Origin of the sequence: Pseudonocardia sp. HH130630-07, from assembly GCF_001698125.1 — a bacterium.
In the GTDB taxonomy this organism is placed as follows: Bacteria; Actinomycetota; Actinomycetes; order Mycobacteriales; family Pseudonocardiaceae; genus Pseudonocardia.
The window spans coordinates 431947-454654 of sequence record NZ_CP013854.1 but is presented as its reverse complement, the minus strand read 5'-3'; the positions used below and the strand labels follow the sequence as shown (position 1 = coordinate 454654).

The window sequence follows — 22708 nt, the reverse complement described above, 5'->3', positions numbered from 1 at the left end:
GATCCGGCCGTGTCCGCCCCCTGGGACGACCCCGCGGACGAGGGCCGTGACGGGGCCCGCATCCGTCCGGCGGGTGCCCGGGCCTCTCTTTGGTCGGGACGATCCGGGCCCGACGGCTGATCCATCCGGCCGGACGGCCGTCCTACGTTCGCCGCATGGTGGTCGGCGGCACGGGCTCATGGACGCGACCATGACCGCACACGGACCCCGGCCGGCCCAGGACGTCGGCGCTCCGGCTCCCGAACCTCCCGTGACGCCGGGGCAGGTGCTCCTCGCCCAGCACGGCGGCTGGGCCGGAGTCGTCTACACGAACGCCCCGGCGGTCGTGTTCCTGGTCGTCAACCTGTTCGCGCCGGTCCTGGTCACGACCGGTGCCGCGCTCGCGTCCGCGGTGGTACTGGCCGTGTTCCGGACGGTGGTACGCCGGGAGAGGTTCCTGGCCGCCTGGGGCGCCGTGTTCGGGGTGGCGTTCGCCGGGGCGTTCGCGGTCTGGACCGGCTCGCCCCGGAACTACTTCCTCGTCGGGATCTGGACGGCCTTCGGCATCGGGGTGGCGCTGGTCGTCTCGCTGGTGGTGCGCCGGCCCCTGACCGGGATGACGTGGAGCTGGCTGCACGGGCGGCGGTTCGCGTGGCGCCGGGACCGTGCCGTTCTGCGGGCCCACGACATCGCGACGCTGTTCGCCGCCGTGGTGTTCGCCGGGCGGTTCGCGCTCAAGCAGTCGCTCTACCTGTCCGACGCCGCGAGCGGGCTGGCCGTGGTGCAGGTGGTGACCGGGCTGCCGCTGACCGCGGTCATGGCCCTGGTCGTGGTCTGGGCCTTCCGGCGCTCGACCCGCCGGCTGATCACGGCCGCCCCGCGGCCCCCACCGGCCCACGGACCCACCGATGTGGACGGCGAGCCCGGCCCGGCCGCAACGGCACCGGGACCGCCGTGGACGGACCCGAGAACCCCTTCGACGAGGAGTGACGATGGACGTAGCGACGACCCCCGGAACACGGCGGCGGACCGCATCGGACGCTGGCGGTGCCGCATGAGCCGCCTCGGCGTCGAGGACCTGTTCGCGCCCCCGGAGCGTTCCGCGGCCGAGATCTCCCCGGACGGGCTGCGCATCGCCTACCTGGCGCCGTGGAACGGCCGGCTCAACGTCTGGATCAGGGAGCTGGCCGGGGGAGCGGCGCGCTGCGTCACGGCGGACACGACCCGCTCCGTGCAACGCTTCGAGTGGGCCGGCACCGACCGGCTGCTCTACCTGCAGGACACCGGCGGCGACGAGAACAACCACGTCTTCCGGGTCGACCTCGCCTCGGGCGAGATCACCGACCTCACCCCGTTCGACGGCGCCCGGGTGCTGGGCATCGAGCAGCCGCTCGACCGTCCCGGCACGGCGCTCGTCCACCTCAACGCCCGTGACCACGCCCTGTTCGACCTGCACGAGATCGACGTCGCGAGCGGTGAGCTGACGCTGCTGGCCGAGAACCCGGGGAACGTGGGCGGCTGGATGCGCGCGGCGGACGGCGAGCTGCTGGCGCACACCGCCACCGAGACGGGCGACACCGTGCTGTCGCGGTGGAACGACGGCGCGCCCCGGGAGATCACGACGATGTCCGGGGACGACTTCCCCGCCGGCGTGGCCCCGTTCCAGCTCACCCCGGACCGCACGGCGGTCTGGACGGCGTCCTACCGCGGTACCGACCGCACCCACCTCGTGCGCATCGACCTGGACACCGGCGCCGAGACGGTGGTCGACAGCCACCCGTCCTTCGACATCGACCCGCGCACCCAGGTCTTCCCGGCACTGCCGTCCCCGCTGATCCGGCACCGCCGCACCGGCGCGCTGCTCGGCGTGCGCTACCTGCGCGAACGCCAGGTGATCCACGCCGTGGACCCCGGGTTCGCCGAGGTGCTCACCGAGCTGGAGGCGCTGTCGGACGGTGACCTCGGCGCGATCAGCTCCGACGAGTCCGGGCAGCGGTGGGTCGTATCGTTCACCCACGACCGCGACCCCGGCGTCACCTGGTTCTACGACCACGCCAGCGGCGAGCGGCGGCTGCTGTTCCGGCCCTACCCGCACCTCGACCCCGACACGCTCGCCCCGACCGCCCCGGTGACGATCCCGGCCCGGGACGGGCTCGAGCTGCCGTCGCTGCTGACCCTGCCCGTCGGCGTCGAACCGCGCGGGCTGCCGCTGGTGCTGGCCGTGCACGGCGGCCCGTGGTCGCAGGACACCTGGGGCTACGCCGCCGGGGTGCAGATGCTGGCCGACCGTGGCTACGCCGTGCTGCAGGTCAACTTCCGCGGCTCGATCGGGTTCGGGCGGGCGCACATGCGGGCGGCGATCGGCGAGCTCGCGGGGGCGATGCACACCGACCTGCTCGACGGGGTCGACTGGGCGGTGGAGCAGGGCTACGCCGATCCGGACCGGGTCGCGATCCTCGGCGGCTCCTACGGCGGGTACGCCGCGCTCGTCGGTGCCACCTTCACCCCGGAACGGTTCGCCGCGGTGGTCGACTACGTCGGCGTCAGCGACCTCGAGAACTTCATGCGCACCCAGCCCGACTTCGTCCGGCCCTACCTCGCGTCCAACTGGTACCGCTACGCCGGCGACCCGGCCGACCCGGCACAGCTGGCCGAGCTGCGGGCCCGCTCGCCGATCCACCGGGTGGACGCGATCCGGGCACCGCTGTTCGTCGCCCAGGGGGCCAACGACCCGCGCGTGGTGCGGGCCGAGTCCGACGCGATCGTCTCGGCCCTGCGCGCCCGCGGGGTCGAGGTCGACTACCTGGTGTGCGAGGACGAGGGGCACGGCTTCGTCAACCCGGAGAACGTGCTCCTGCTGTGGCAGCGCATCGACGCCTTCCTCGCCGAGCACCTCGCGCGGTAGCCGCCGTACGCAGGGAGCCCTGGCCGGCGGTGTTCCCGCCGGCCGGGGCGTGATCGACTGGACCCCGACGACGATGACGGGGGTGGGGCGTGGCGGTACCGGCGACGGTGACGGGTGGGATCCCGGTGGTGCGGGGCCTGCCGGTGGTCGGCAGTGCGCTGGAGATGGCCCGTGACCCGCTCGCGGTGTTCCTGCGGGGCTACGCCACGCACGGGCCGGTCTTCCGGGTCCGCGCGCTGCACCGCACGCTCACCGTGCTGGCGGGGCCGGAGCTCGCGCGCTGGATGGGGTCCCGCGAGGGCCGGGCGAACCTGCGCTCCCGCGAGGTCTGGCAGGGCCTCGTCGACGAGTACGGCGCGACGAAGACGCTGACCGGCGTCGACGGGCCCGAGCACCGCCGGCTGCGCGAGGTCATGCGGCGCGGCTACTCGCGGGAGGCGCTGGACGGCCGGCTGCCGGACCTCGTCGACATCACCGACCGCTGCGTCGAGCGGGACTGGGCACCCGGGCGGACCGTGCCCGTCGTCCGTGCCCTGCAGTTCCTGGTGACCGGCCAGCTCGGCACGCTGCTGACCGGCCGGGTGCCGACCGAGCACATCGACGACATCCGCATCGCCACCCTCTACATCCTCAACACGCTGGTGACCCGGCAGCGCCCGGCGATCCTGCTGCGGCGTCCCGAGTACCGGCGGGCCAGGGCCCGGGTCGCCGAGCTCGGCCGCACGATGGTCCGCGAGCACCGGGAGCGGCCCGCCGCCGACGACCGGCCGCGCACGCTCGTCGACGACATCATGGCGGCCCACGAGCGGGACCCGGAGCTGGTACCGGCCGACGACCTCACCCTCGCGCTGACCGGGCCGTACGTCGCGGGCCTGGACACGGTCGCGAACACGCTCGCGTCCCTGGTGTACGCGGTGCTGGCGCACCCCGAGGTGCTGGAGCGGGTCCGGGGCGAGGCCGACGCCGTCTTCGCCGGCGGGCGGACGGTCTCCGAGGACGACCTGGCGGCGATGCCGTCGATCAGCGGCGCGGTGGCCGAGACGATGCGCATGTACCCGATCGCGGTGGCGCAACCGCGGGTCGCCGCCCGCGACTTCACCTACGCGGGGCACCACATCAGCGAGGGCGAACCCGTCTACTGCGCCGTCACCGTCCCGCACTTCCTGCCCGAGTTCTTCCCCGACCCGCACACCTTCGACATCGACCGCTACACCGACGAACGCCGGGAGCACGCCACCCCCGGTGCGTACGCCCCGTTCGGCAAGGGGCACCACACCTGCCTCGGCAAGGGCATCGCCGAGATCCAGATGACGCTGACCGCGGCCCGCCTGTTCCACACGCTCGACCTGGAGCTGGACCCGCCGGGCGCCCCGCTGCGCCGGCGCGCCGCGCCGACGCCGGGCCCGACCGCGTCGTTCCGGGTGCGGGTCACCGGGCGGCGCCGGTAGCGCGTTCCGGACGGGCGGCGAGCAGTTCCAGACCAGCGGCGACCTCGCCGATCGTCCGGAGCCGGCAGGGGTACAGCGGCGCGGCCGTGCCGGAGTGCGAGCATCCGTGGCACCGACCGAGCCGGTCGCGTCCGTGCTGATCACGCATCCGGGCACCGGCTCCGGTGCCGCCGCGTTCGAACACGACCTGTGCGGCCAGGGCGATCAGTTCGTCGCCGAGTTCGTCGTCGCGAACAGGCATCGTGGCTCCTCCTGCATCGGGCTCCGCGGGAGCGGAGCGATCACAGGAGAACTCCGGAACGGACGACGGACCCGGACGAACTGTCCGGGTCCCTCGGAGATCGCGAACGAGCGCGACGCTAGGTCGCCGGAGCTCGGGGATCGTCAGCCTGTGGGCCTTCGGCGGAGATCGGGTGGTGCAGGGCCCGCGCGGTCGCGGTCAGCACGGCACTCCACGGGAGCGCCCGCCCGGGGGACGCCTGGCGGGGTTCGTGCAGTTCCCAGACCTCGGGCCCGTGGATCAGGTGCACACCGGCGCGTCGAAGCGCTGCGAGATGACCGTCCCACGCCGGGTGCCGTGCGTGCGCGGCATTGACCCGGGGGAACACCACCACGGGCGTCGCACGGTTTCCGAGTGCTTCACCGACGGTCGTCAGCGCCTGGTTGTCGGCGATCCCGAGCGCGAGCTTGGCGACGGTGTTGGCCGAGGCGGGAGCTACGACGTAGCAGCTCACCGGCGGGTGCGGGCTGCGCTCCCCGGGGCTGCGCGGGTCGACCCGGACGGGGAGGCCGGTGGCCCGCGCCAATCTCGCCACCTCGCCCGAGGCCGTGAGCCACCTGCCCGCGGTCGGCGTCAGTGTCACCGCGACCCGCCATCCCCGCTCCAGCGCCGGTACGACGAAGGACTCCCGGACGGAGTCGAGACCGCCAACGCCGCAGGCGACCAGGCCGACCACGGGTTCGTCCTCGCTCACCGGATCGCCCGGCATCGCTGCGCGAGCCCGAGCAGGCGGGAGGACCGGGAACCGGCGGTGACCGGAGCGCGCCGGTACAGGGTCCTGGCCGTCGCACGCACGACGGCGCTGTGGCGGACGAGGGCCGGCGCGGCCTGTTCCGCCTCGAGGAAGAGGCTCACCGCGTCATCGTCGCGCGTGAGTGCGGCGAGTGCGCGAGCGACGTCGATCATGTGCGTGACCTGGCGCTCGATCGGCAGGTGGGCGACGTCGACGGTCCTGCCGCGCTGCGCGACCCAGGCCACGTCGCCGAGGTCGAGTCCGGCGGACAGGCGGTGCAGTTCGACGTTCGTCGGCCCGAAGCCGGTCTGCCAGTGGTTCGCATCCGCACCGAGGCGGGCAGCGGAGCGTTCGGCGAGCCCGAGCAACTCGTTCGCCGATCTGCGGTCCTGTCGCCGGGCTGCAGCGACGGCCGTCCGGAGGTACAGCATCCCGAGCAGGCTCACCGCGTTCGGATCGCCGGCCGCGACCTGCGGATCGAGCCACCGCGAGGCGGTCTCACCGAGGCTGAGCGCGTCGTCGTAGCGGCCGACGGCGAGAAGGGCGTGAGTCGCTGCGCGGGCCGCCGAGGCGAGAACGAGCGGGTCGTCGGCCTCATCGGCGGCCGTCATCGCGCGCTCGGCAGCGATCCACGACAGGTCGGCCTCTCCGACCTTGCTGAGCGTCGTGGCGGCGAGATGGTGGATCCGGGCGGACACGGCCCAGGAGCGACGCCGATCGTCCCCGACGGCGTCCGGCGCGACGCCCTCCAGCCGCTGGGCTCCTCGAATCAAGCGAGGCAGGTGCTCGACGACCTGGCCGATCCGGCCACGTTGGTAGTCGGCCCAGAGGAACTCGACGAGCTGTTCGGATCGCTGCAGGTCAGGCGAGGGAGTGGCGGCCGTTTCTGCGAACAGGAGCCGGGACAGTCGACCGGGAGCCATGAGCGCGTCGCGGACGGCCGGGACGTCGTCGCGCTCCTCGCCGTCCTCCGGGAGGGCCGGTTCCCCCATCAGGGCGCCGAGGGTCACGCGCAGCGCGCCGGCGATCTCGGTCAGTAGGTCCACTCGCCGGATCTGCCGGTCTCCGCGCTCGATCTTGCTCAGCCAGTCGGTGCTCCGGCCGACGAGCCCCGCGAGCTGGCTCCGGGTGTAGCCGCGACGCTGCCGGTGGAACGCGATCCGCTCGCCGATCTGCATCTCGTCCCCTGCTCCGCGCATCGACCCAGGTTATCGCGAGGCGTTGTCCCGAACGGGCTGCCGGCGTGGTCGACGAGGACAAGGACGAGCACGGTGCGCCGCGGCCGCTGCCGTCTTCAGGAGCACACGATCCGCGGACGGCTCCATGGACGGCCTGGGGCAGCCGATCACGAACTGTAGAGTTCGGGCCGCTCATGGGCTGCGGCGGGCCGGGCTCGAACCGGCAACCTGACGGGTTACGAGACGGTGATTTCACTCGTGCGGTGGAGGCACCAGGGGTGATCGCGGACCATGCCTGCGTGTGCTTCGCCTCGGCGGCACCGGATAGCAGAAGTTCATGGACAGGCTCATGGACAACCTGGCAGCGGTCCAACATGGACTTGCCGTCCACCGGCCTGCGGCGCGCTGTGCGCCGGGGATCAGCCCTCCCGCGGTCGAGGACCGGGTGGTAGCCCGACGCGCGGCATATCCCTCCGGTCTGCGCGTCGTCACCGCTGGGCTCACAGGTGCGCTGCGCCGCCGTCGACGGTCAACTCGGCGCCGGTGGTGTAGGTGGCGTCGAAGAGAAGGAACAGGACAGCCGCGGCGATCTCGGCGGTGGTACCGAAGCGCCGCATGGGGTTCTCCTGCGTCATTCCGGTGCGGACGGCGGCCGTGTCCGTCGCGGGCATCCACCGTTCGAGAGCGCCGGAGTCGATCGGGCCGGGGCTGATCGCGTTGACCCTGATCCCGTGGGGCAGCAGCTCGCGGGCAGCGGTCCGGACCATCGCCCGCAGCGCGGCCTTGGTGGCGGCGTAGGCGCTGAGACCGGGGGTGGCGAGGCGGTTGGCTACCGAGGTGGTCAACACGATCGCGCTACCGCTGTTGAGCAGGGGCGCGAGCTTCGCGACGGTGAAGTACGGGCCCTTGACGTTGACGGCGACGATCTCGTCGAACGTGGCCTCGTCCATCTCGGCCAGGGGCCGGGACAACGGGATACCCGCGTTGACGAACACCCCGTCGACCCGGCCGTACTCAGCGGCGATCCGAGCGGCGAGCGTATCCACGTCGGCCACTACGGACGCATCGCTGCGCAGCACGGTCGCGGCGGTACCGAGCTGCTCTGCTGCGGCGTCGATCTTGCTTTGCGTGCGGCCGGTGACCAGGACCTGCGCTCCGGCCTCGACCAAGGCCTGTGCCGTGGCGAGCCCGGAGCCGCTCGTCCCGCCGATCACGACGACCCGGCTACCTCGAACCTGATTACATGGCATGTAGTCACAGTAGGCCGACCGGCGCTTTGACTACAACACGTGTAATCACCTAGCGTTCGATCATGCCCCGCTGGAAGCCCGACGCTCAGGGGCGCCTTGAACGCGCCGCTCTGGAGCTGTTCACCTGCCACGGCGTCGACGAGACGATGGTGGCCGACATCGCGGACCGGGCCGGCGTGACCACCTGCACCTTCTACAACCACTTCCGGGACAAGGCCGAGGTGGTGTTCCGTGGCCACGCCGAGCTCTGCCGGGTCATCGAGGACGCGGTCCGCGGCGCGGCGCCTGACGAACCGCCGTTCGCTGTGCTGGCCATCGCGCTGCGCGCCGGAGCAGCCCGGCACGAGGCCGACGCCGAGGCGATCCGTGTGCGGCACGCGCTCATCACCGGCCATCCCGCACTGCGCGAGCGCGAGCTCCTCAAGCGGGCCGGCGTCGGTGACGCGCTGGTGTCGGGCCTGCGTGCGCGCGGACTCGACGACCGGACCGCCACGCTCCTCGGCGCCGTCGGCCTCGCCGTGTTCACCGTCGCCTACGACGAGTGGATCGACGCCCCCGCCTCGGGCGACTGCTCCTTCGGGGACCTCGTGGACGACGCGTTGAGCCTGCTCGATTCCACCGACCGACGACTGCAGTAGCAGGGCGTCGCGATCAAGACCCGCAGCGCCGCCGGCATTCTGCGTGCTGGTGTCACCGCTCGCCGTGGACGGGCCGGCGATAGCGGGGCGGTGCTGTCGCTACCACTGCGGCCCGTGGCCAGGGCCGGGTGGCGGGCCCCACGGACCCTCACCGCGGAGTCGTCGCCAGTACTGCTCCCACTGCCAGCGGTCGTACTCGAAGCGTGCCGACGCGGCCTCGAAGTCCGCACGGGCGGAATTGTTCGACACGTTGATCACGATGGTCCACCACCACCAGACGAGGACCGCCCACATCCCGAACGTGAACAGTGTCAGGAACAGGTGCACACCGTGCGAGACCCGCCGGTAGTGCGGCGGAGCGGGCGGCACCGGCGTCGGTGGGGGCGGCCCGGGTGCCGGCTGCCACGGGATCGGTTGAGACAAGGCGACGCTCCTCGGAAAGCGATGCGCACCCGGACCGGCGCAGCGCGACTGGCCGGGCGCTGTCGACGTGGCGACTGCCGGCCACAGGTCCGCGGTGCCGGCCGTCGCCCACCGGGCGGGAAGGGAGGGTGAGGCTCCCGCCGCGGGGCGCGGCGGGAGCCTCACGGTGCGCGTCGATGCGTTGTGCGTGACTACCCCGGCTGTCGACGCGCCGACCAGGGGGAGAGGGGTTTCAGTTGGTCCAGGTGATGGGGTCGGAGAAGCTCAGCGTCGGCGCGTACTTCACCGCGTTGACGTCGGTGGTCTGCTGGTCGCCGCAGACCATCCCGGTCGTCGTGCCGCCCGGGGCGAGCTCGCCGGAGTTCAGGGCTTTCGCGCCGGCGTTGAACGGGATCGAGGCCGAGGTCTCGACCCCGGCCGGGGTGGTGAACTTCCAGTCGAAGAAGGCGAACGAGGCGGGGGAGGACCCGTTGTTGGTGTAAGTCACCGTCGAGCAGGTCTGGGTCATCCCCAGCTCGGTGATCTGTTCGGGTGCCGACGCGGTGAGTGTCAGGTCCCCGGCGCTGGCCTGCTGGCCGAAGGCCACCGTCCCGGCCTCGCCTCCGGCCGCGGCCGTACCTGCGCTACCGGCTGCGGCGGTGGCGGCGTCGGCGGTCGCGGTGGTCGAGGGCTGACCGTCGTCGCCGCCGCTGGTGGCGATCGCGATGACGACGATCGCGACCAACACCCCGAGGCCGATCTTGAGGCCGGTGCGACGCTTCTTCTTCGGCGGCTGCGGTGCAGGGGGCTGGGCGTAGTGCGGGGCCTGGCCCCACTGCTGGCCGGACTGAGGCGGGTACGGGCCCTGCTGGTAGGGGCCGGGCGGCGGGTACTGCCCGTGCGGCGGAGCCGCGGGGTACTGGCCGTGCTGCTGGGGCTGGGGCTGGAGGTGGCCCTGGTAGGGGCTCTGCGGCGTAGTCACGGTGGTCCTATCGGCCCATCACCACCGTGGTTAGCCGGGCCCGACCCGGATCATCAAAACTATCGAAACCCGCGGTCCGACCGCCTGCAGGAGCAGGCGACGCCCCGGCCCTGGTTCGGCTGCTTCGCGACGATGGCCAGGAGAGCAAGATGCGTACCGGCTGCCCCGCGTGGTGGCCGAGTGGTGGCGCGGGTCGGGGGGCTGGGGTCGGGGCCGACCCGGACGGTCCTGTGTCGCGGGCCAGCCCCGGGCGCGGCTCCAGCGGCGACTCGATGACGCTGACCCTCTCCGCGGTGCGGGCGGCGGCGTCAGCCCTTCGAGCTGCGGGGGTCGCGGCTACGGGGGTAGGTGTTGCGCTCGCCGATCTTGCCGTCCTGGTTGTGGATGATGTGCTCGACCCCCCGCTTGATGGCCATGTCCCGTCCCTTCGCCCCGGTCTGGACCTTGTTGACATAGGTCTGTGCGACCCGCTGCGGCGTGAGGAGCAGGCCCGCCTGGTCGTGGCGCTCGCCGGGCTCACCACACGGACGATCACAACAGGCGACGCCGAGCGGAGTCGCCGAGCTGCAGGCGTCCCGCACCGCCGGACGCCCGGTGATCAACCAGCAGATCCCGAGCCATCGCGCTTGTTGGCGAGGAAGCGCGCCTTCTTCTCACGGTTTCCGCAGATGTTCATGTCGCACCACCTGCGGTTGCGGCTCCGGCTGGTGTCGAAGAACGCAGCTCGGCACGTCGGAGACGCGCACAGGGCCATCCTCCCGTTGCGCTGCCCGGCGACGATCTCGATGGCATCGGCAGCAACCACGCTGAGTGCGTCCTCCACGGACGCGGAGCCCAGCCGCCAGTGTCGGCCGCCCTCGGGCGCCAGCACCGCCGAGGCCACACCGCCGGTGCTGGCGGCGTTGATGACCTCGACGGCCGCGGGGGAAGCGGGCTCCCCTCCGCGGCGGCGGTAGCGGCTGCGTGGATCGACTCCCGCAGCCGCCGAGCACGGTCGAGCTGAGCGGTGGTGCAGGAATCCACCACGAACCCGTTGACCGCCAACCAGTCCACGAGCCGGGAGGGCACGGGAATGCGCTCTAGCGCCTTGCCGTGACGCTCGGACAGTCGCGGCCGCCATCGGCCTGCACACGTGGGGGACGCACTTAGGGCGTGTCTCCCAGATAGGCGGAGCGGGGTGCGCGATGCTTGATCGGTGCCGCGTACCGCTGTCCTGACTGATGTCCAGTGGGCCCGTCTGGCGCCGCTGTTGCCCTCCTCCGAGGGTCGTCGCGGGTGCCCGTTCCGCGATGACCGCCGGGTGCTCGAGGGGATCATCTACCGGTATCGGTGCGGGCTTCCCTGGCGCGACGTCCCAGCCGAGTTCGGGCCGTGGCAGACGTTGTGGAAGCGGCACCGCCGCTACAGCGGCGACGGCACCTGGGACCACATCCTGGCTGCTCTTCTGGTCGAGGCCGACGCCGCCGAGGTGCTCGGGTGGGCGGTCAGCGTGGACTCCACGATCATCCGTGCCCACCAGCACGCCGCGACCCTCAAGCGCGACATAGGGGGCCGGATCGAACTACACGAATCTGCTCGCCGAACCAGCAGATCACGCGCTGGGACGGTCCCGCGGAGGGCTGTCGACGAAGATCCACCAGCTCGTTGACGGGCACGGCCGCCCGCTGGTGGTCCTCCTCGGCCCCGGCCAGGGCGGCGACTCGCCAATGTTTCCGCACCTGATGGCGCGCCTGAGCATCGCCCGACCGGGCCCGGGACGACCCCGGACCCGGCCTGAACGCGTGCGCGCGGACAAGGCCTACTCCTCACGCGCGATCCGCCGGCACCTGCGCGAGCGCCGGATCATCGCTGTCATTCCGGAGCCCTCTGACCAGCAGGGACACCGCAAACGACGGGGCTCACGCGGTGGCCGACCGCCCGCATTCGATCCGGTCGACTACCGAAACCGCAACGTCGTCGAGTGCGGGTTCTGCCACGTCAAGCAGTGGCGCGGGCTGGCCACCCGTTACGACAAGCTCGCCCTGACCTTCCGCGGCGGCGCCGTCCTGAAGGCGATCGTCACCTGGCTCCGCGCATTGGGAGACACGCCCTAGCCGTGGCGCAGTCGTGCGGCTGGTCGGTCGCGTGCCGCTCGATGCGCGGCCGCCCCGAGCAGCCGGGCCCGGCACCGGCGCAACTGCGCGTAGAAGGTCTCCAGGTTCCGTGCGCTGAGCTTGTCGATCCCGATGGTGCCGATGGCCGGCTTCACGGTGCGCTCGATGTAGCCGAGGTAGGTACGCCGGGTGGTGTCCTCGATCTCGACGGTACGGAGCCACTCGTCGAGGACCCTCGACAGCGAGAGGGCGGACTCCGGGCTGCGCTGCCTGTCCACCTCGGCCTGGAGCCGGGTCATGGCCTTCTCGGCGCGCTTGCGGGCGGGCTTGTCCGTACCGCGCACGGTCTCGGTGAGGTAGCGGTCCTTGCCGGTGACCGGATCCTGCCCGGCGAACACCCGTACCTGGAGCGAGTCACCCCGCTGCCGGATGCTGCCGCGCCTGCGCCCGGTCGAGCCGTGTCCGCTGGTCGTGGGGACAGCGTCCGCCGCTGCGTTCATGGACGCAACCATGGACAAGCCCAAACAGTCGATCATGATCAGTGCTGTTGTGGCTGGTCACGCGGTGCGGCGGGCCGGGCTCGAACCGGCAACCTGACGGGTTATGAGTCCGCTGCTCTGACCAATTGAGCTACCGCCGCGCGTGGTCCGGAACGCTACCCGAGCGCCCCGGCCGCCCGGCGCACGGCAGCACACCCGAGTCACTCGACCGGTGGCGGAGGGTCACCTCCTATCCTCCGCCGATGCGGCTCGGCTATCTCACCCACGTCACGGGCGACGACCCTGCGCGCTCCTTCCGCGCGACCGTCGACCTCGCCGTCCGCGCCGAGGAGCTCGGGTACGACTCGTTCTGGGTCGCCCAGCACCACGACGGCCACCTCGGCGGGCGTCTGCCGTCGCCGCTGGTGCTGCTGGCCGCGGTCGCCGAGCGCACGCGGCTGATCCGGCTCGGCACCGCGTCGGTCGCGCTGTCGCTGGAGGATCCGCGCCGGGTCGCCGAGGACGCGGCGGTGCTCGACGCGCTGTCCGGCGGCCGGTTGGAGCTGGGGATCGGCCACGGGACCGACGCCGGCGCCGCGGCCAGGTTCGGGCGCCGGTTCGACGACCGGCACGCCGACACCGTCGCGGCGCTCGACGTCCTGCTGGAGCTGCTGCCGGCGGAGCTGGCCGAGCAGCGGGTGTGGTGGGCGGCGGACTCGACGGCGGCGGTGGACGCCGCGGCGGCACGGGGCGTCGGGCTGTTGTCGGAGCGGTCGCCGGGGACGGACCCGGCGGTGGTGCCGGACCTCGCCCGGTACTGGACCTACGCCCGCGGTGTGCCCCGGGTGGCGCTGTCCCGTCCGCTCCCGCCGGGCACCTCCACCGGCCGGATCATCGACGGGCTGCTCGCGGACCGGGCCCTGCCGTGGTCGGGCGAGATGGTGGTCCAGGCGCAGCCGGTGACGGCACCCCTCGACGTGCACCGGGAGGTCCTGGTGCGGACGGCGCGCTACATCCGGCCGTTCCTCGGCGTCGCTGGGCCGGCGCATCCCGCCCCGGTGCCGCAGGGCCCGGAGCCCGACGACGGCGGCCCCCCGGTGCTGCGCCCACGGCCGGTGCTGCGGATCCCCCGCTGAGGGGGCCGGACCCGTCGCTCACCCGGCGGCGATCCGGAGCAGCGCGTCCGCGGTCTGCGCGTCGGCCACCAGGGTGTGCACCAGCCCGGACCGCAGGACGGCGGCCGCGGCAGGCGCCCGGGCCGGGTCACGGACCAGCCCGACGACCTCGCGCGCGTTCCGCAGCTCGGCCTCCCCGATGGCCACCAGGTGCTGGGACAGGCCGGTGTCGAGCACCCGGCCGCCGGAGTCGACGAGGATCCCGACCACCTCACCGCACGCTCCCCGGTCACCGAGCCGCGCGCGCTCGGCCGGCGTCAGGACGTCGTGCACGGTCGAGTGGCCGGTACCCCAGGCCCCGATCGAGAGCACCGCGGTCCCCAGCTCGGCGAACCGGGCGAACGCGTCGGCCACGCCCGGTTGCTCGCGCAGGGCCCGCACCGTGCCGCGGTCGGGCATCACCAGCGGGGCGTAGATCGGGTAGGCGTCGCCGCCGCACAGCGCGGCCGCCCGGTAGACCGCGGTCGCCGAACCGTCCCGCCGCCACGGCAGGGAGTACGCCCCGCACAGCTGGACGACCTCGCAGCGCGGCAGCCGGTCCAGGTGCCCGACGACGTCGTTGACCGTGCGCGACCAGGCCAGCCCGAGCACGTCCCCCGCCCCGACCAGCTCGCGCAGCAGCTCCGCGGCCAGGCCGGCGACCCCCGACCGTGACGCCCGCCCGGGTCCCGGGGGAACGACCAGCGCGCGGCGCAGCCCGTAGGCCGAGCGCAGCTCCGCCGAGCGGGACCGGTCCACGTCCGCGCCGGCGTCGATCTCGACGCGGACCAGCCCGTGCCGCAGCGCGGCGTCGAGCAGCCGTGCCACCTGGAACCGGCTCAGGCCCAGCTCGGCGGCGACCGCGACCTTCGTCTGCTGGTGGACGACGCAGCGCTCGGCGACCTCGGCGGCCAGCAGCCGGCGGGCCGGCCCCCACCGGTCGTCGCCGGTGTCGTCCCGATGACCGCTCATCTGAGCACTCTAGCTTCCCATTCCGTCCGTCGTGTTGACCCGATCGACGCACGGACCGTCTACTTGCTGCTGGCCGATTGCGTCACGACCCGCTCAGGTGAGCCGTCGGCCGGGGAGGGTGCGATGACAGTCACGACGGTTCACGGCGTCGGGCGTCCGACGGCACCCGTCGCGCACCAGCTGCTCGTCGGTCCCGGGGACGGCTACGGCGACATCGCCCTGGAGCGGCTCTCGCTCGCCCCGGCCGTCGTGCCGTGGCGCGGGGCGCGGGCGACGGGTGACCGGCTGCTCGTCGTCCTGGCCGGGCACGCGAGGGTGAGCGTCGATCCGGACGTCGTCGCCTCGCTCGCGCCGGACGAGGTCGTGCACGTCGCCGCCGGGCACGAGTACCGGATCGAGGTCCTCGACGGCGGCCCCGCCGGACTGCTGGAACTGCTCGTGCTGTCGGTGCCGGGCGGACACTGAGCCCGTCCGGACGCGGAACGGCCCCGCCGCGGTGCACCGGTGTGCACCGCGACGGGGCCGTTCCGCCGGACCGGGTCCGTCAGCCGGGCATCCCCGGCATGCCGGACATGCTGGGCATCGCCGGCAGCGTCGGCTGCGCGGCGAACAGGTCGAGGTACATCCCGCCGGCGACGAGCAGGCCGAGCACACCGAGCACGAGCCCGCCGAACGTCACCGGGCGCACCCAGGCCGCGGCGTCGGGCCGGGCGGGCGCGGCCAGCAGGAACACGGCGCCGACGACCACCGCGAGCAGCGCGACGACGCCGTTGACGAGCGCCGCGGTGTGCCAGGGCGCGCCGTAGAGCGCCTCGATCTGGTCGCCGGGCATGCCGGTCGCGGACTCGATCTGGCCGAGCAGGCTCTGCCGGTCGCGCATCATCTCGGTCAGCGGGGAGCCGGTCAGCGAGACCAGCCCGAGCCCGGCGGTGACGACGGCACCCGCACCGGCGGCGAGCCCGGTCGACGCGGCCGGTGCCGTGCCCGCTCCGGAGGTCGACGCCGTGGCCGACGCCGAGGTCGGCTTCGTGGCCGACGCCGTGGCCGGAGCCGCCGCCGTCGCACCGGCTGCCGGGGTGTCGTCCGCCGCCGCTGCGACGGGGGTCTGCGTGGTGGCGGCGTCGGTCGCAGCGCCGACGTTCTCCGCAGTGTCCACGGGGGTCGTGGCGTCCGGCGTCGTGTCGCCCGCCGTGGCGGTGGTGGTCCCGGCCGCCTGGTCCCCGGTGCTCGACGCGTTCCCGGTCGCGGCCGTCGCCGCTGCGGCCTCCGGCTTCGCGGTGTCGGTCCCGGCCTCGCCGGTCTCCGTCTCTCGGGTCGTCTCGGTAGCCATGCGCGGCACCGTACGCGAGATCATGATGCCTACCGCGGACGCCCCACCGGGGCCGGCGACGGGCGGGACCGGCGGTTCAGAACTGGCGGTGCGGGGTGCCGCGCAGGCTGTACCAGTAGGCGCCGGCCTCGGCGTCGGTGATCTCGGTGCGCACCTCGGCCCGGGCCGGGCGCCCGAAGCGCTGCTCGATCGCCTTGCGGGCGGTCTTCTCGACCCGGTGGGCGAGCCGTTTCGGGATCGTGCGCCCGGCCATCGTCAGTACGGCGACGAAGGCGTAGCGGCACGGACCGCGCCGGGGCCACGGCCCGGTGCCGTCGGCGAGGGACAGCTCGACCGTCATCGGGCGCTTCTGCCGCGCGTGCAGCGCCCGGGTCAGCTCGGCCTCCACGACGTCCGCGGACGCCCCGGCCGGTGCCTCGACCCGGACGACGGCCATCACGGCGTTCGTCTGTTCCGTGCTGTCCACGACCCCGCCTCCCCGGCGCACCCCGCCGGCGCGCCACGGCACATCCTTCCCGGTCGGAACCGGCGGAAACACGACCTGTCGTGTGAAACACCGCCGATCGCGGAGCGGGCGAGCGGTCGGCGGGGCCTCAGCCGATGGCCGGCAGCGGCCCGGACGGCCGCTCGAAGAACGACGGCCGGCCGTGCTCGCGCGCGTCGGCGAGCCTGCGGTGCGACCGCCGCCCGGTCACCACCACGGACTCGGCCACGGGGAGGGCGGTGAGTGCCTGAGCGCACTCGCTCAGCAGCTCCCGGACGTCGGCGGTGACGACGTGGGTCGGGCCGAGGAAGCGGTCGGCCGCGGCCAGGGTCGCCGACAGCAACCCGGCGGCTCCCCGGAGGTCGCCGGCGTCGGCGCGGGCCAGTGCGAGCGCGGCCCGGGACGCGATGGTGCACGGGTGGGTCGCGCCGAGGACCCGGGCGCGCCGGGTGATGACGTCCTCGTGCCGGGAGACCGCCTCCTCCGGGCGCCCGGTGATCCGCAGCGCGGCGGCGAGCGCGTCGGCCGCGGCGAGCGAGGCGGGGTGGTCCGGGCCGAACTCCTGTTCGCGGGCGGCGAGGTTGCGGGCGATCATGTCGAGGCCGCGCGTCTCGTCGTCGCCCAGGAGGTAGGCGACGGCCAGGCTGCCCTCGACGACGATCGTGTCGGCGTCGCGCGGACCGAGATCACGACGGGCGGCGGCCAGCAGCTGCTCCAGCCGCCGGGTCGCGTCGAGCAGGCCGGGCCCGTCGCCCTCCCGGCCCGCGGTGCGGGCATCGGTCGCCGCGCGGTCGTGCCGGGTGCGGAGAGCCGCCCGTGCGCCACCCGCACGATGGTCGACCGCTGCGCTCTCGCGCAGGAACGGGGAGCCGGCGAAGACGCTCTCACTCATGGTCGCGCGCTACCTCCTCGCGGTGGACATCTCGGGGAGCGCCACCCGGACGGTCCCCGTGATCGCTACCCACAGTAGAGGCAACGGGGTCTCGCTTGGAGGGGGTGGGGGACATTGGCGGCAGGAAATCCGCCCTTGGTGACACACGGTCGTCGAGTGGGAGCCCGGGGTCGTGATCGGCGGGGAATCCGGCCCGTGATACCCGTGGCGTGGCATCGTCGGCGCACGAACCCGGTAGGAACCGGCAGGACGGAGCGCCCGCATGACCCACCCGCTGTCCCGGCTCACGGCCACCGAGATCGACTCCGCCCGCGCGGTGCTGGAGTCGCACGACCTGCTCGGCCCGGAGGTGCGCGTGCCGGTGCTCGCGCTGGAGGAGCCGTCGCGGGCCGAGGTCGCGGCGCACCGGGACGGCGACCCGGTGGACCGCCGGGTCCGCGCCGTCCTGCTCGATCCGGCGACCGGGACCTCCCGCACCGTGATCGCGTCGCTCACCCGCTCGGCCGTGGACAGCACGCAGGAGCACGACCCGGTGACCGACGGCCAGCCGCCGATCACCGGCGAGGAGATGGAGGGCGTCGACGCGATCGTCAAGGCCGACCCCGGCTGGCTGGAGGCGATGGCCCGGCGCGGGATCACCGACGTCTCGCTGGTGGCCGCCTGCCCGCTGTCCGCGGGGTCCTTCGGGCTGCCGGGGGAGCAGGGCCGCCGGATGCTGCGGGTGCTGTCGTTCCTGCAGCACCGGCGCGACGACAGCCCGTGGGCGCACCCGGTCGACGGCGTCGTGGCGTACGTGGACCTGCTGGCCCGCGAGGTCGTCGAGCTGATCGACACCGGGGTGGTCCCGGTGCCGCAGGAGGAGGGCAACTTCGGCGACGGCCCGTACCGGGAGTCCCGTACCCCGCTGCACGTCAGCCAGCCCGACGGCGCGAGCTTCGCGGTGTCCGGCGACGGCGAGGTCGTCGACTGGGAGAACTGGCGGTTCCGGATCGGGTTCGACCCGCGCGAGGGGCTCGTCCTGCACCAGCTGTCGTTCGCCGGCCGGCCCGTCGCGCACCGGCTGTCGGTCGCCGAGATGGTGGTCCCGTACGCCGACCCGGGGCCGGTGCGGTTCTGGCAGAACTACTTCGACGCCGGCGAGTACCTGCTCGGGCACGCGGCCAACTCGCTGGAGCTCGGCTGCGACTGCGTCGGGGAGATCCACTACGTCGACGCCGTCGTCGCCGACGCGCAGGCCCGCCCACGCACCATCGGCAACGCGATCTGCCTGCACGAGGAGGACGACGGGGTGCTCTGGAAGCACACCGACCTGTTCACCGGGAAGCAGGCCGTGCGCCGCCGTCGCCGGCTGGTGGTCTCGTTCTTCGCCACGATCGGCAACTACGACTACGGCTTCTACTGGTACCTGCACCTCGACGGCTCGGTCGAGCTGGAGGTGAAGTCCACCGGTGTCGTCTTCACCGGTGCCTACGACGAGCGCGCCGCCCGGTGGGCGACCGAGATCGCCCCCGGTCTCGGTGCGCCCTACCACCAGCACCTGTTCTGCGCCCGGCTCGACCTGACCGTCGACGGCCCGGAGGGTGCGGTCGACGAGCTCGACGTCCGGCGGCTCCCGGTCTCGGCGGAGAACCCCTACGGCAACGCGTTCGAGCGGACGGCCACCCGGATCGGCACGGAACGCGACGGCGGCCGGGTCGCCGACCGCGGGGCCGGCCGGGTGTGGCGGGTCTCGTCGTCGCAGGGGCGCAACCGCTTCGGCGAGCCGACCGGCTACGTCCTCGAACCCGAGGACGGTCCCACCCTGCTCGCCGACGACGGGTCCTCGATCGCCGCCCGCGCCGCGTTCGCGACCCGGCACCTCTGGGTCACCGCCTACGACCCGGCGCGCCGGTACCCGGCGGGGGAGCTGGTCAACCAGCACGCCGGCGGGTCGGGGATCCCCGAGTGGGTCGCCGAGGACCGGGCCGTCGACGGCGCCGAGCTGACCCTGTGGCACACCTTCGGTGTCACCCACTTCCCGCGCACCGAGGACTGGCCGGTGATGCCGACGGCGTCCTGCGGTTTCCGCCTCGCCCCGTCCGGGTTCTTCGACCGCAACCCGACCCTGGACGTCGCCCCGGGTCACTGACCCCGGCTCCGCCGCCCCCTTTTTTTTCGCACTCATGGAGCTTCAGCCTCGTCACACCGGGCCGAAGCTCCATGAGTAGCGGTCACGCCCGCCGCTCCCGGTTGCACTCATGGAGCTCGGGCCTCGTCATACGAGGCTGAAGCTCCATGAGTGGAGACCGGGGTGGGAGGGGCGGGCGGGGCGGGGTGGGTGGGAGAGAGGCGGGGCGGGTCAGCGGCGGATCGCTGCGCTGGTGGCGAGGGCGGTCTCGGCGAGGTCGCGGCGCAGGCGGTCGATCGGCTCCGGGAGATGGGCTGCCGCGTCCTGGGCGAGTGCACGGGCCGTGGCCCGGTCGACCTCCGGCTCCAGCAGCTGCTCGACGCCGAGCGCGGCCAGCAGGACCAGCGTGACCGCGCCGTGCAGGGTGAAGGTCCCCGGCGAGCGGACCATGGCGCGCAGCGCGAGCGCGGGTGCGTGGGCGGCGGTGGTGTCCACGACGTCCAGCCGCGAGCGACGCCGCCCCAGCACGCTCCTGCTGGTCGTCTGCACGAGCACCGCGCGCCGGACGAGGTCGTTGTGCACCGCCTCGGTCAGCGGGCCGCCGAGCGCGTCCACCCACGCCCGCACCGGGTGCGTGCGTGCCTCGTGCGCGACGCTGTCGAGGACGAGCGTCGCGGCCTCGCCGGTCACCCGTTCGGTGGAGGCGGACCGGACGGCGACGACACGACCGCCGGTGTCGATGGTCAGCCAGCCCCCGGTCACCAGGTCGGCGAGCTGCGCACCGACCAGTCCGCAGGCGAGGAGATCGGGGGAGAGCCCCGGACGCCCGGTGGCCTCGTCGTAGGCGATCAGGAACATCCCGTCGGCGAGTGCGCCCTGCTCCACCGGTCACTCCTCGATGTGTCACTCCTGGTAGCCGAACACCCGCGTAGGGCGAGATGATTGCGATCGACTACCTCTTATCGGTGACGTGACGTTACCATTTTGCTTGCACAATCGACCCCTCCATGATCAGGAGCCGCGCATGTCCGCGCCCGCGACCGCAGACCGGTACGTCCCGGGGCTGCGCCGGCGCCGCCTCGGGGTGGTGCACCTGGTGTTCTTCACCGTCGCCGCATCGGCTCCGCTCACGGCGCTGGCCGGCGGGTTCACCGCCGCCTACGCGGTCAGCGGGAACCAGGGCGTCCCGCTCGCGTTCCTGTGCGTCGCGGCGGTGCTGGCGCTGTTCTCCGTCGGGTACGCCGCGATGAGCCGGCACGTGGCGAACGCCGGTGCCTTCTACTCCTATCTCTCCAGGGGGCTGGGCCGGCAGGCCGGTGTGGGTGGCGCGTTCGTCGCCCTCGTCGCCTACAACGCGATCCAGATCGCGCTCTACGGGCTGTTCGGCGCGACGATGTCGGACTTCGTCGGGGAACTCGTCGGGCTCCGGATGCCGTGGTGGACCTGGGCGCTGTTCGCGATGCTCGCGGTCGGCTGGCTGGGTGTGGCCCGGGTCGACCTCAACGCTCGCGTGCTGGCGGTGCTCCTGGTCGTCGAGGTGATCGTGGTGATCGCCTTCGACGTCGTCGGGTTCGGCCGGCCCGCCGACGGCGTCGTCGGCATCGAGCCGCTGCTGCCCGCCACGCTGTTCGCCGGCGGGATCGGTGCGGTGGTCGCCTTCACGGTCGCGTCGTTCACCGGCTTCGAGTCCGGGGCGATCTACTCCGAGGAAGCGCGCGACCCGCGTCGCACCGTGGCCAGGGCGACCTACGTCGCGGTCGCCTTCACCGGGCTGTTCTACGCGCTCTCGGCCTGGGCGATGGTGGCCGCCACCGGCTCGGCCGACCTGCAGGCCAGGGCCGGCGAGGAGGGGCCCGGTCTGGTGTTCGGGCCGCTGTCGGAGGTGTTCGGGCCGCTCGTCGGCGATCTCGCCGCCGTGCTGCTGCTCACCAGCGTGTTCGCCGCGCTGCTCAGCTTCCACAACGGGGTCGCCCGGTACCTGTTCGCGCTCGGCCGGGAGCGGGTGCTCCCGCCCACGCTGGCCGTGGTCGGCGCCCGGTCCGGCGGCCCGCTCGCCGGGTCGCTGGCCCAGTCGGGGCTGGCCCTGGTCGTGGTCGTCGGGTTCGCCCTCTCCGGCGCCGACCCGATGCTGTCGCTGTTCAGCTGGTTCTCCGGGCTGTCCGCGGTCGGCGTCGTGCTGCTGATGACCGGCACGTCGATCGCCGTGATCGGGTTCTTCCGCCGCGAGCGGAGGGCGCCGGCCTCGGTCTGGGCCCGGCTGATCGCCCCGGCGCTGGCCGCGCTGCTGCTGTTCGCGATCCTGCTGATCCTGGTCGGGAACTTCGACGCGCTGCTCGGGTCCGATCCGGAGTCGCCGGCCCGCTGGGTGCTGCCCGGCATGGTGCTGGTCGCCGCGGTCGGCGGCGTCGCCTGGGCGCTGCGGCTGCGCGGGGCCCGGCCGGACGTCTACGCGGGGATCGGCGGCGGGGCGACGGCTCCCGAGCCGGTCGCCGGGGCGGCGGCGCCCGCGGTCTACCGCCGCCGGGCCGGGGAGACCGGCCCCGCGGACTGGGCCGGTTCCGGCACCGTCGACCGCGCGGACACCGCGCCGGACGAGCGGGAGACCGCGGTGTTCAGCATGCCCGCCACTCCCGAGGTCGACGAGACGACCGAGTTCACCCGCCCCGACCTGCGGGACTGACCGGGGCGGTCCACACCCCGACGATCACGTCGACCAGCCCGGTCGCGGCGTCCGCCCAGGACGACCGGGGTGTGGGCAGTCCGTCGGCCAGCGCGCGCTCCCGCTCGGCGAAGTGGTGCACGAGCAACTGCCGGCAGACGTCGCCGCGTTCCAGCCGCACCTCCGGCGGCAGCGCCGGCAGGCAGCGGTTCAGTCCGTCGAGGACGGTGGTCAGTGCCGTGGACGCGAGCGACTCGGCGACCATGATCCCGCGCAGTCCGGGATCGGTCATCACCTGCGCCCCGAACCGCGCGTACCAGGTCGGCACGCCCGCGTCGGCGAGATGGTCGGCGACCGGGCGGACCAGCGCGTCGACCCACTCCCGAACCTGCGGGTCCGGCCCGAGGGACGCGACCATCGCCTCGCGCCGCGCGTCCATGGCGGACGCGTTGCGCCGGATGAGCGCCCGCACCAGGTCCGGCTTGCCGCCGAAGTGGTACCCGACGGCGGTGTTGTTGCCCTGACCGGCCGTCTCGGCGATGGTCCGGTTCGACACCGCGTGCACCCCGTGCTCGGCGAACAGCCGCTCGGCCGCGTCGAGGATCCGTTCCCGGGTGGCGGCCGCCCGGTCCGTGCGGCCCGCATGGTCGAGCTGGGTCCCGGTCATGGTCGGCCTCCGATCGCTCGTGCACCCGTACAGCACACCGCTCCGCTTGCATTCAGTCAACTGATTGACTTAGATT

The 22708-nt window shown here is 73.5% G+C and carries 22 protein-coding genes, 1 tRNA gene and 2 pseudogenes; 8 read left to right on the top strand and 17 right to left on the bottom strand.

All coding sequences use genetic code 11. The annotated features are described in order from the left end of the window. Positions 1-190: 190 nt before the first annotated feature. Positions 191-2884: an alpha/beta fold hydrolase gene (locus tag AFB00_RS31240; RefSeq protein WP_197519724.1), complete on the top strand. Its 2694-nt coding sequence runs from the start codon at positions 191-193 to the stop codon at positions 2882-2884. A gap of 107 nt (positions 2885-2991) precedes the next feature. After that, positions 2992-4332 carry a cytochrome P450 gene (locus tag AFB00_RS02200; RefSeq protein WP_197519723.1) on the top strand — a complete coding sequence of 447 codons (1341 nt, stop codon included), beginning with the start codon at positions 2992-2994 and terminating at the stop codon, positions 4330-4332. On the opposite strand, the gene AFB00_RS02195 is transcribed toward AFB00_RS02200, so the two are convergent. The 4 genes from AFB00_RS02195 to AFB00_RS02180 form a co-directional block, all read right to left on the bottom strand. Next, positions 4313-4573 carry a hypothetical protein gene (locus tag AFB00_RS02195; RefSeq protein WP_068795815.1) on the bottom strand — a complete coding sequence of 87 codons (261 nt, stop codon included), beginning with the start codon at positions 4571-4573 and terminating at the stop codon, positions 4313-4315. The genes AFB00_RS02200 and AFB00_RS02195 overlap by 20 nt on opposite strands. A gap of 118 nt (positions 4574-4691) precedes the next feature. Then, positions 4692-5306 (bottom strand): flavoprotein, encoded by a 615-nt coding sequence (locus tag AFB00_RS02190; RefSeq protein WP_231974172.1) that lies wholly within the window; start codon positions 5304-5306, stop codon positions 4692-4694. Further along, positions 5303-6544 carry a helix-turn-helix domain-containing protein gene (locus tag AFB00_RS02185; protein ID WP_068795813.1) on the bottom strand — a complete coding sequence of 414 codons (1242 nt, stop codon included), beginning with the start codon at positions 6542-6544 and terminating at the stop codon, positions 5303-5305. The genes AFB00_RS02190 and AFB00_RS02185 overlap by 4 nt, the downstream gene beginning before the upstream one ends. Positions 6545-7023: 479 nt before the next feature. Continuing rightward, positions 7024-7737 (bottom strand): SDR family oxidoreductase, encoded by a 714-nt coding sequence (locus tag AFB00_RS02180; protein ID WP_335726555.1) that lies wholly within the window; start codon positions 7735-7737, stop codon positions 7024-7026. 98 nt (positions 7738-7835) lie between these two features. On the opposite strand from AFB00_RS02180, the gene AFB00_RS02175 reads away from it, so the two are divergent. Further along, positions 7836-8411 carry a TetR/AcrR family transcriptional regulator gene (locus AFB00_RS02175; protein WP_068795811.1) on the top strand — a complete coding sequence of 192 codons (576 nt, stop codon included), beginning with the start codon at positions 7836-7838 and terminating at the stop codon, positions 8409-8411. A 99-nt stretch (positions 8412-8510) separates the two neighbouring features. On the opposite strand, the gene AFB00_RS02170 is transcribed toward AFB00_RS02175, so the two are convergent. The 5 genes and pseudogenes from AFB00_RS02170 to AFB00_RS35940 form a co-directional block, all read right to left on the bottom strand. Beyond that, positions 8511-8834: a hypothetical protein gene (locus tag AFB00_RS02170; protein ID WP_156819335.1), complete on the bottom strand. Its 324-nt coding sequence runs from the start codon at positions 8832-8834 to the stop codon at positions 8511-8513. 232 nt (positions 8835-9066) lie between these two features. Then, complete coding sequence (locus AFB00_RS02165; protein WP_156819334.1) at positions 9067-9795, bottom strand: hypothetical protein; 729 nt, start codon at positions 9793-9795, stop codon at positions 9067-9069. Positions 9796-10103: 308 nt separating this feature from the next. Beyond that, entirely contained in the window at positions 10104-10211 is a 108-nt protein-coding gene (locus tag AFB00_RS34500) for a DUF2188 domain-containing protein (protein WP_231974170.1), read from the bottom strand. 182 nt (positions 10212-10393) lie between these two features. Beyond that, on the bottom strand, positions 10394-10549 hold the full coding sequence (locus AFB00_RS35945) for a CGNR zinc finger domain-containing protein (RefSeq protein WP_442965842.1): 156 nt from the start codon (positions 10547-10549) through the stop codon (positions 10394-10396). Between the two features lie 116 nt (positions 10550-10665). Continuing rightward, positions 10666-10848: pseudogene (locus tag AFB00_RS35940) on the bottom strand (ABATE domain-containing protein); the annotation flags it as partial. A 142-nt stretch (positions 10849-10990) separates the two neighbouring features. On the opposite strand from AFB00_RS35940, the pseudogene AFB00_RS31230 reads away from it, so the two are divergent. Beyond that, positions 10991-11888, top strand: a pseudogene (locus AFB00_RS31230) (IS5 family transposase). On the opposite strand, the gene AFB00_RS02140 reads toward AFB00_RS31230, so the two are convergent. Further along, the gene (locus tag AFB00_RS02140) at positions 11885-12388 is read right to left on the bottom strand and encodes a hypothetical protein (RefSeq protein ID WP_068795807.1); all 504 of its coding nucleotides are present in this window, start codon (positions 12386-12388) and stop codon (positions 11885-11887) included. The pseudogene AFB00_RS31230 and the gene AFB00_RS02140 overlap by 4 nt on opposite strands. 65 nt (positions 12389-12453) lie before the next feature. After that, positions 12454-12528: transfer RNA gene (locus AFB00_RS02135), tRNA-Ile, on the bottom strand. Positions 12529-12630: 102 nt separating this feature from the next. Here AFB00_RS02135 and AFB00_RS02130 point away from each other — a divergent pair. Further along, positions 12631-13503 (top strand): LLM class flavin-dependent oxidoreductase, encoded by an 873-nt coding sequence (locus tag AFB00_RS02130; RefSeq protein WP_068795806.1) that lies wholly within the window; start codon positions 12631-12633, stop codon positions 13501-13503. 18 nt (positions 13504-13521) lie between these two features. Here AFB00_RS02130 and AFB00_RS02125 read toward each other — a convergent pair whose 3' ends face one another. Continuing rightward, on the bottom strand, positions 13522-14493 hold the full coding sequence (locus tag AFB00_RS02125; RefSeq protein WP_068795805.1) for a sugar-binding transcriptional regulator: 972 nt from the start codon (positions 14491-14493) through the stop codon (positions 13522-13524). A gap of 123 nt (positions 14494-14616) precedes the next feature. Between AFB00_RS02125 and AFB00_RS02120 the strand changes: the two genes are divergently transcribed. After that, positions 14617-14958, top strand: coding sequence for a hypothetical protein (locus AFB00_RS02120; RefSeq protein WP_068795804.1), 342 nt, complete (start codon positions 14617-14619; stop codon positions 14956-14958). Positions 14959-15037: 79 nt separating this feature from the next. Here AFB00_RS02120 and AFB00_RS02115 read toward each other — a convergent pair whose 3' ends face one another. From AFB00_RS02115 to AFB00_RS02105, 3 genes are all read right to left on the bottom strand, one after another. Further along, a complete protein-coding gene (locus AFB00_RS02115) occupies positions 15038-15823 on the bottom strand; it encodes a hypothetical protein (protein WP_197519722.1) in 786 nt (261 codons plus the stop codon). Positions 15824-15899: 76 nt separating this feature from the next. Beyond that, entirely contained in the window at positions 15900-16289 is a 390-nt protein-coding gene (locus AFB00_RS02110) for a hypothetical protein (RefSeq protein ID WP_156819333.1), read from the bottom strand. A gap of 127 nt (positions 16290-16416) precedes the next feature. Continuing rightward, complete coding sequence (locus tag AFB00_RS02105) at positions 16417-17199, bottom strand: tetratricopeptide repeat protein (RefSeq protein ID WP_068795802.1); 783 nt, start codon at positions 17197-17199, stop codon at positions 16417-16419. 262 nt (positions 17200-17461) lie between these two features. Here AFB00_RS02105 and AFB00_RS02100 point away from each other — a divergent pair, with 262 nt between their 5' ends. Next, on the top strand, positions 17462-19327 hold the full coding sequence (locus AFB00_RS02100) for a primary-amine oxidase (RefSeq protein ID WP_068795801.1): 1866 nt from the start codon (positions 17462-17464) through the stop codon (positions 19325-19327). Positions 19328-19537: 210 nt separating this feature from the next. Here AFB00_RS02100 and AFB00_RS02095 read toward each other — a convergent pair whose 3' ends face one another. After that, positions 19538-20191, bottom strand: coding sequence for a GOLPH3/VPS74 family protein (locus AFB00_RS02095; protein WP_068795800.1), 654 nt, complete (start codon positions 20189-20191; stop codon positions 19538-19540). A 139-nt stretch (positions 20192-20330) separates the two neighbouring features. On the opposite strand from AFB00_RS02095, the gene AFB00_RS02090 reads away from it, so the two are divergent. Beyond that, complete coding sequence (locus AFB00_RS02090; RefSeq protein ID WP_068795799.1) at positions 20331-21986, top strand: APC family permease; 1656 nt, start codon at positions 20331-20333, stop codon at positions 21984-21986. On the opposite strand, the gene AFB00_RS02085 is transcribed toward AFB00_RS02090, so the two are convergent. Then, the gene (locus tag AFB00_RS02085) at positions 21961-22632 is read right to left on the bottom strand and encodes a TetR/AcrR family transcriptional regulator (protein WP_068795798.1); all 672 of its coding nucleotides are present in this window, start codon (positions 22630-22632) and stop codon (positions 21961-21963) included. The two genes, AFB00_RS02090 and AFB00_RS02085, sit on opposite strands and share 26 nt — an antisense overlap. Positions 22633-22708: the final 76 nt, after the last annotated feature.

Bases quoted from the DNA above. Each gene is read 5' to 3' on its own strand.
- AFB00_RS31240 (WP_197519724.1), top strand. From the start codon at position 191: ATGACCGCACACGGACCCCGGCCGGCCCAGGACGTCGGCGCTCCGGCT.
- AFB00_RS02195 (WP_068795815.1), bottom strand. From the start codon at position 4,573: ATGCCTGTTCGCGACGACGAACTCGGCGACGAACTGATCGCCCTGGCC.
- AFB00_RS02185 (WP_068795813.1), bottom strand. From the start codon at position 6,544: ATGCGCGGAGCAGGGGACGAGATGCAGATCGGCGAGCGGATCGCGTTC.
- AFB00_RS02175 (WP_068795811.1), top strand. From the start codon at position 7,836: ATGCCCCGCTGGAAGCCCGACGCTCAGGGGCGCCTTGAACGCGCCGCT.
- AFB00_RS34500 (WP_231974170.1), bottom strand. From the start codon at position 10,211: ATGGCCATCAAGCGGGGGGTCGAGCACATCATCCACAACCAGGACGGC.
- AFB00_RS35945 (WP_442965842.1), bottom strand. From the start codon at position 10,549: ATGGCCCTGTGCGCGTCTCCGACGTGCCGAGCTGCGTTCTTCGACACC.
- AFB00_RS02140 (WP_068795807.1), bottom strand. From the start codon at position 12,388: ATGAACGCAGCGGCGGACGCTGTCCCCACGACCAGCGGACACGGCTCG.
- AFB00_RS02130 (WP_068795806.1), top strand. From the start codon at position 12,631: ATGCGGCTCGGCTATCTCACCCACGTCACGGGCGACGACCCTGCGCGC.
- AFB00_RS02125 (WP_068795805.1), bottom strand. From the start codon at position 14,493: ATGAGCGGTCATCGGGACGACACCGGCGACGACCGGTGGGGGCCGGCC.
- AFB00_RS02120 (WP_068795804.1), top strand. From the start codon at position 14,617: ATGACAGTCACGACGGTTCACGGCGTCGGGCGTCCGACGGCACCCGTC.
- AFB00_RS02115 (WP_197519722.1), bottom strand. From the start codon at position 15,823: ATGGCTACCGAGACGACCCGAGAGACGGAGACCGGCGAGGCCGGGACC.
- AFB00_RS02105 (WP_068795802.1), bottom strand. From the start codon at position 17,199: ATGAGTGAGAGCGTCTTCGCCGGCTCCCCGTTCCTGCGCGAGAGCGCA.
- AFB00_RS02100 (WP_068795801.1), top strand. From the start codon at position 17,462: ATGACCCACCCGCTGTCCCGGCTCACGGCCACCGAGATCGACTCCGCC.
- AFB00_RS02090 (WP_068795799.1), top strand. From the start codon at position 20,331: ATGTCCGCGCCCGCGACCGCAGACCGGTACGTCCCGGGGCTGCGCCGG.
- AFB00_RS02085 (WP_068795798.1), bottom strand. From the start codon at position 22,632: ATGACCGGGACCCAGCTCGACCATGCGGGCCGCACGGACCGGGCGGCC.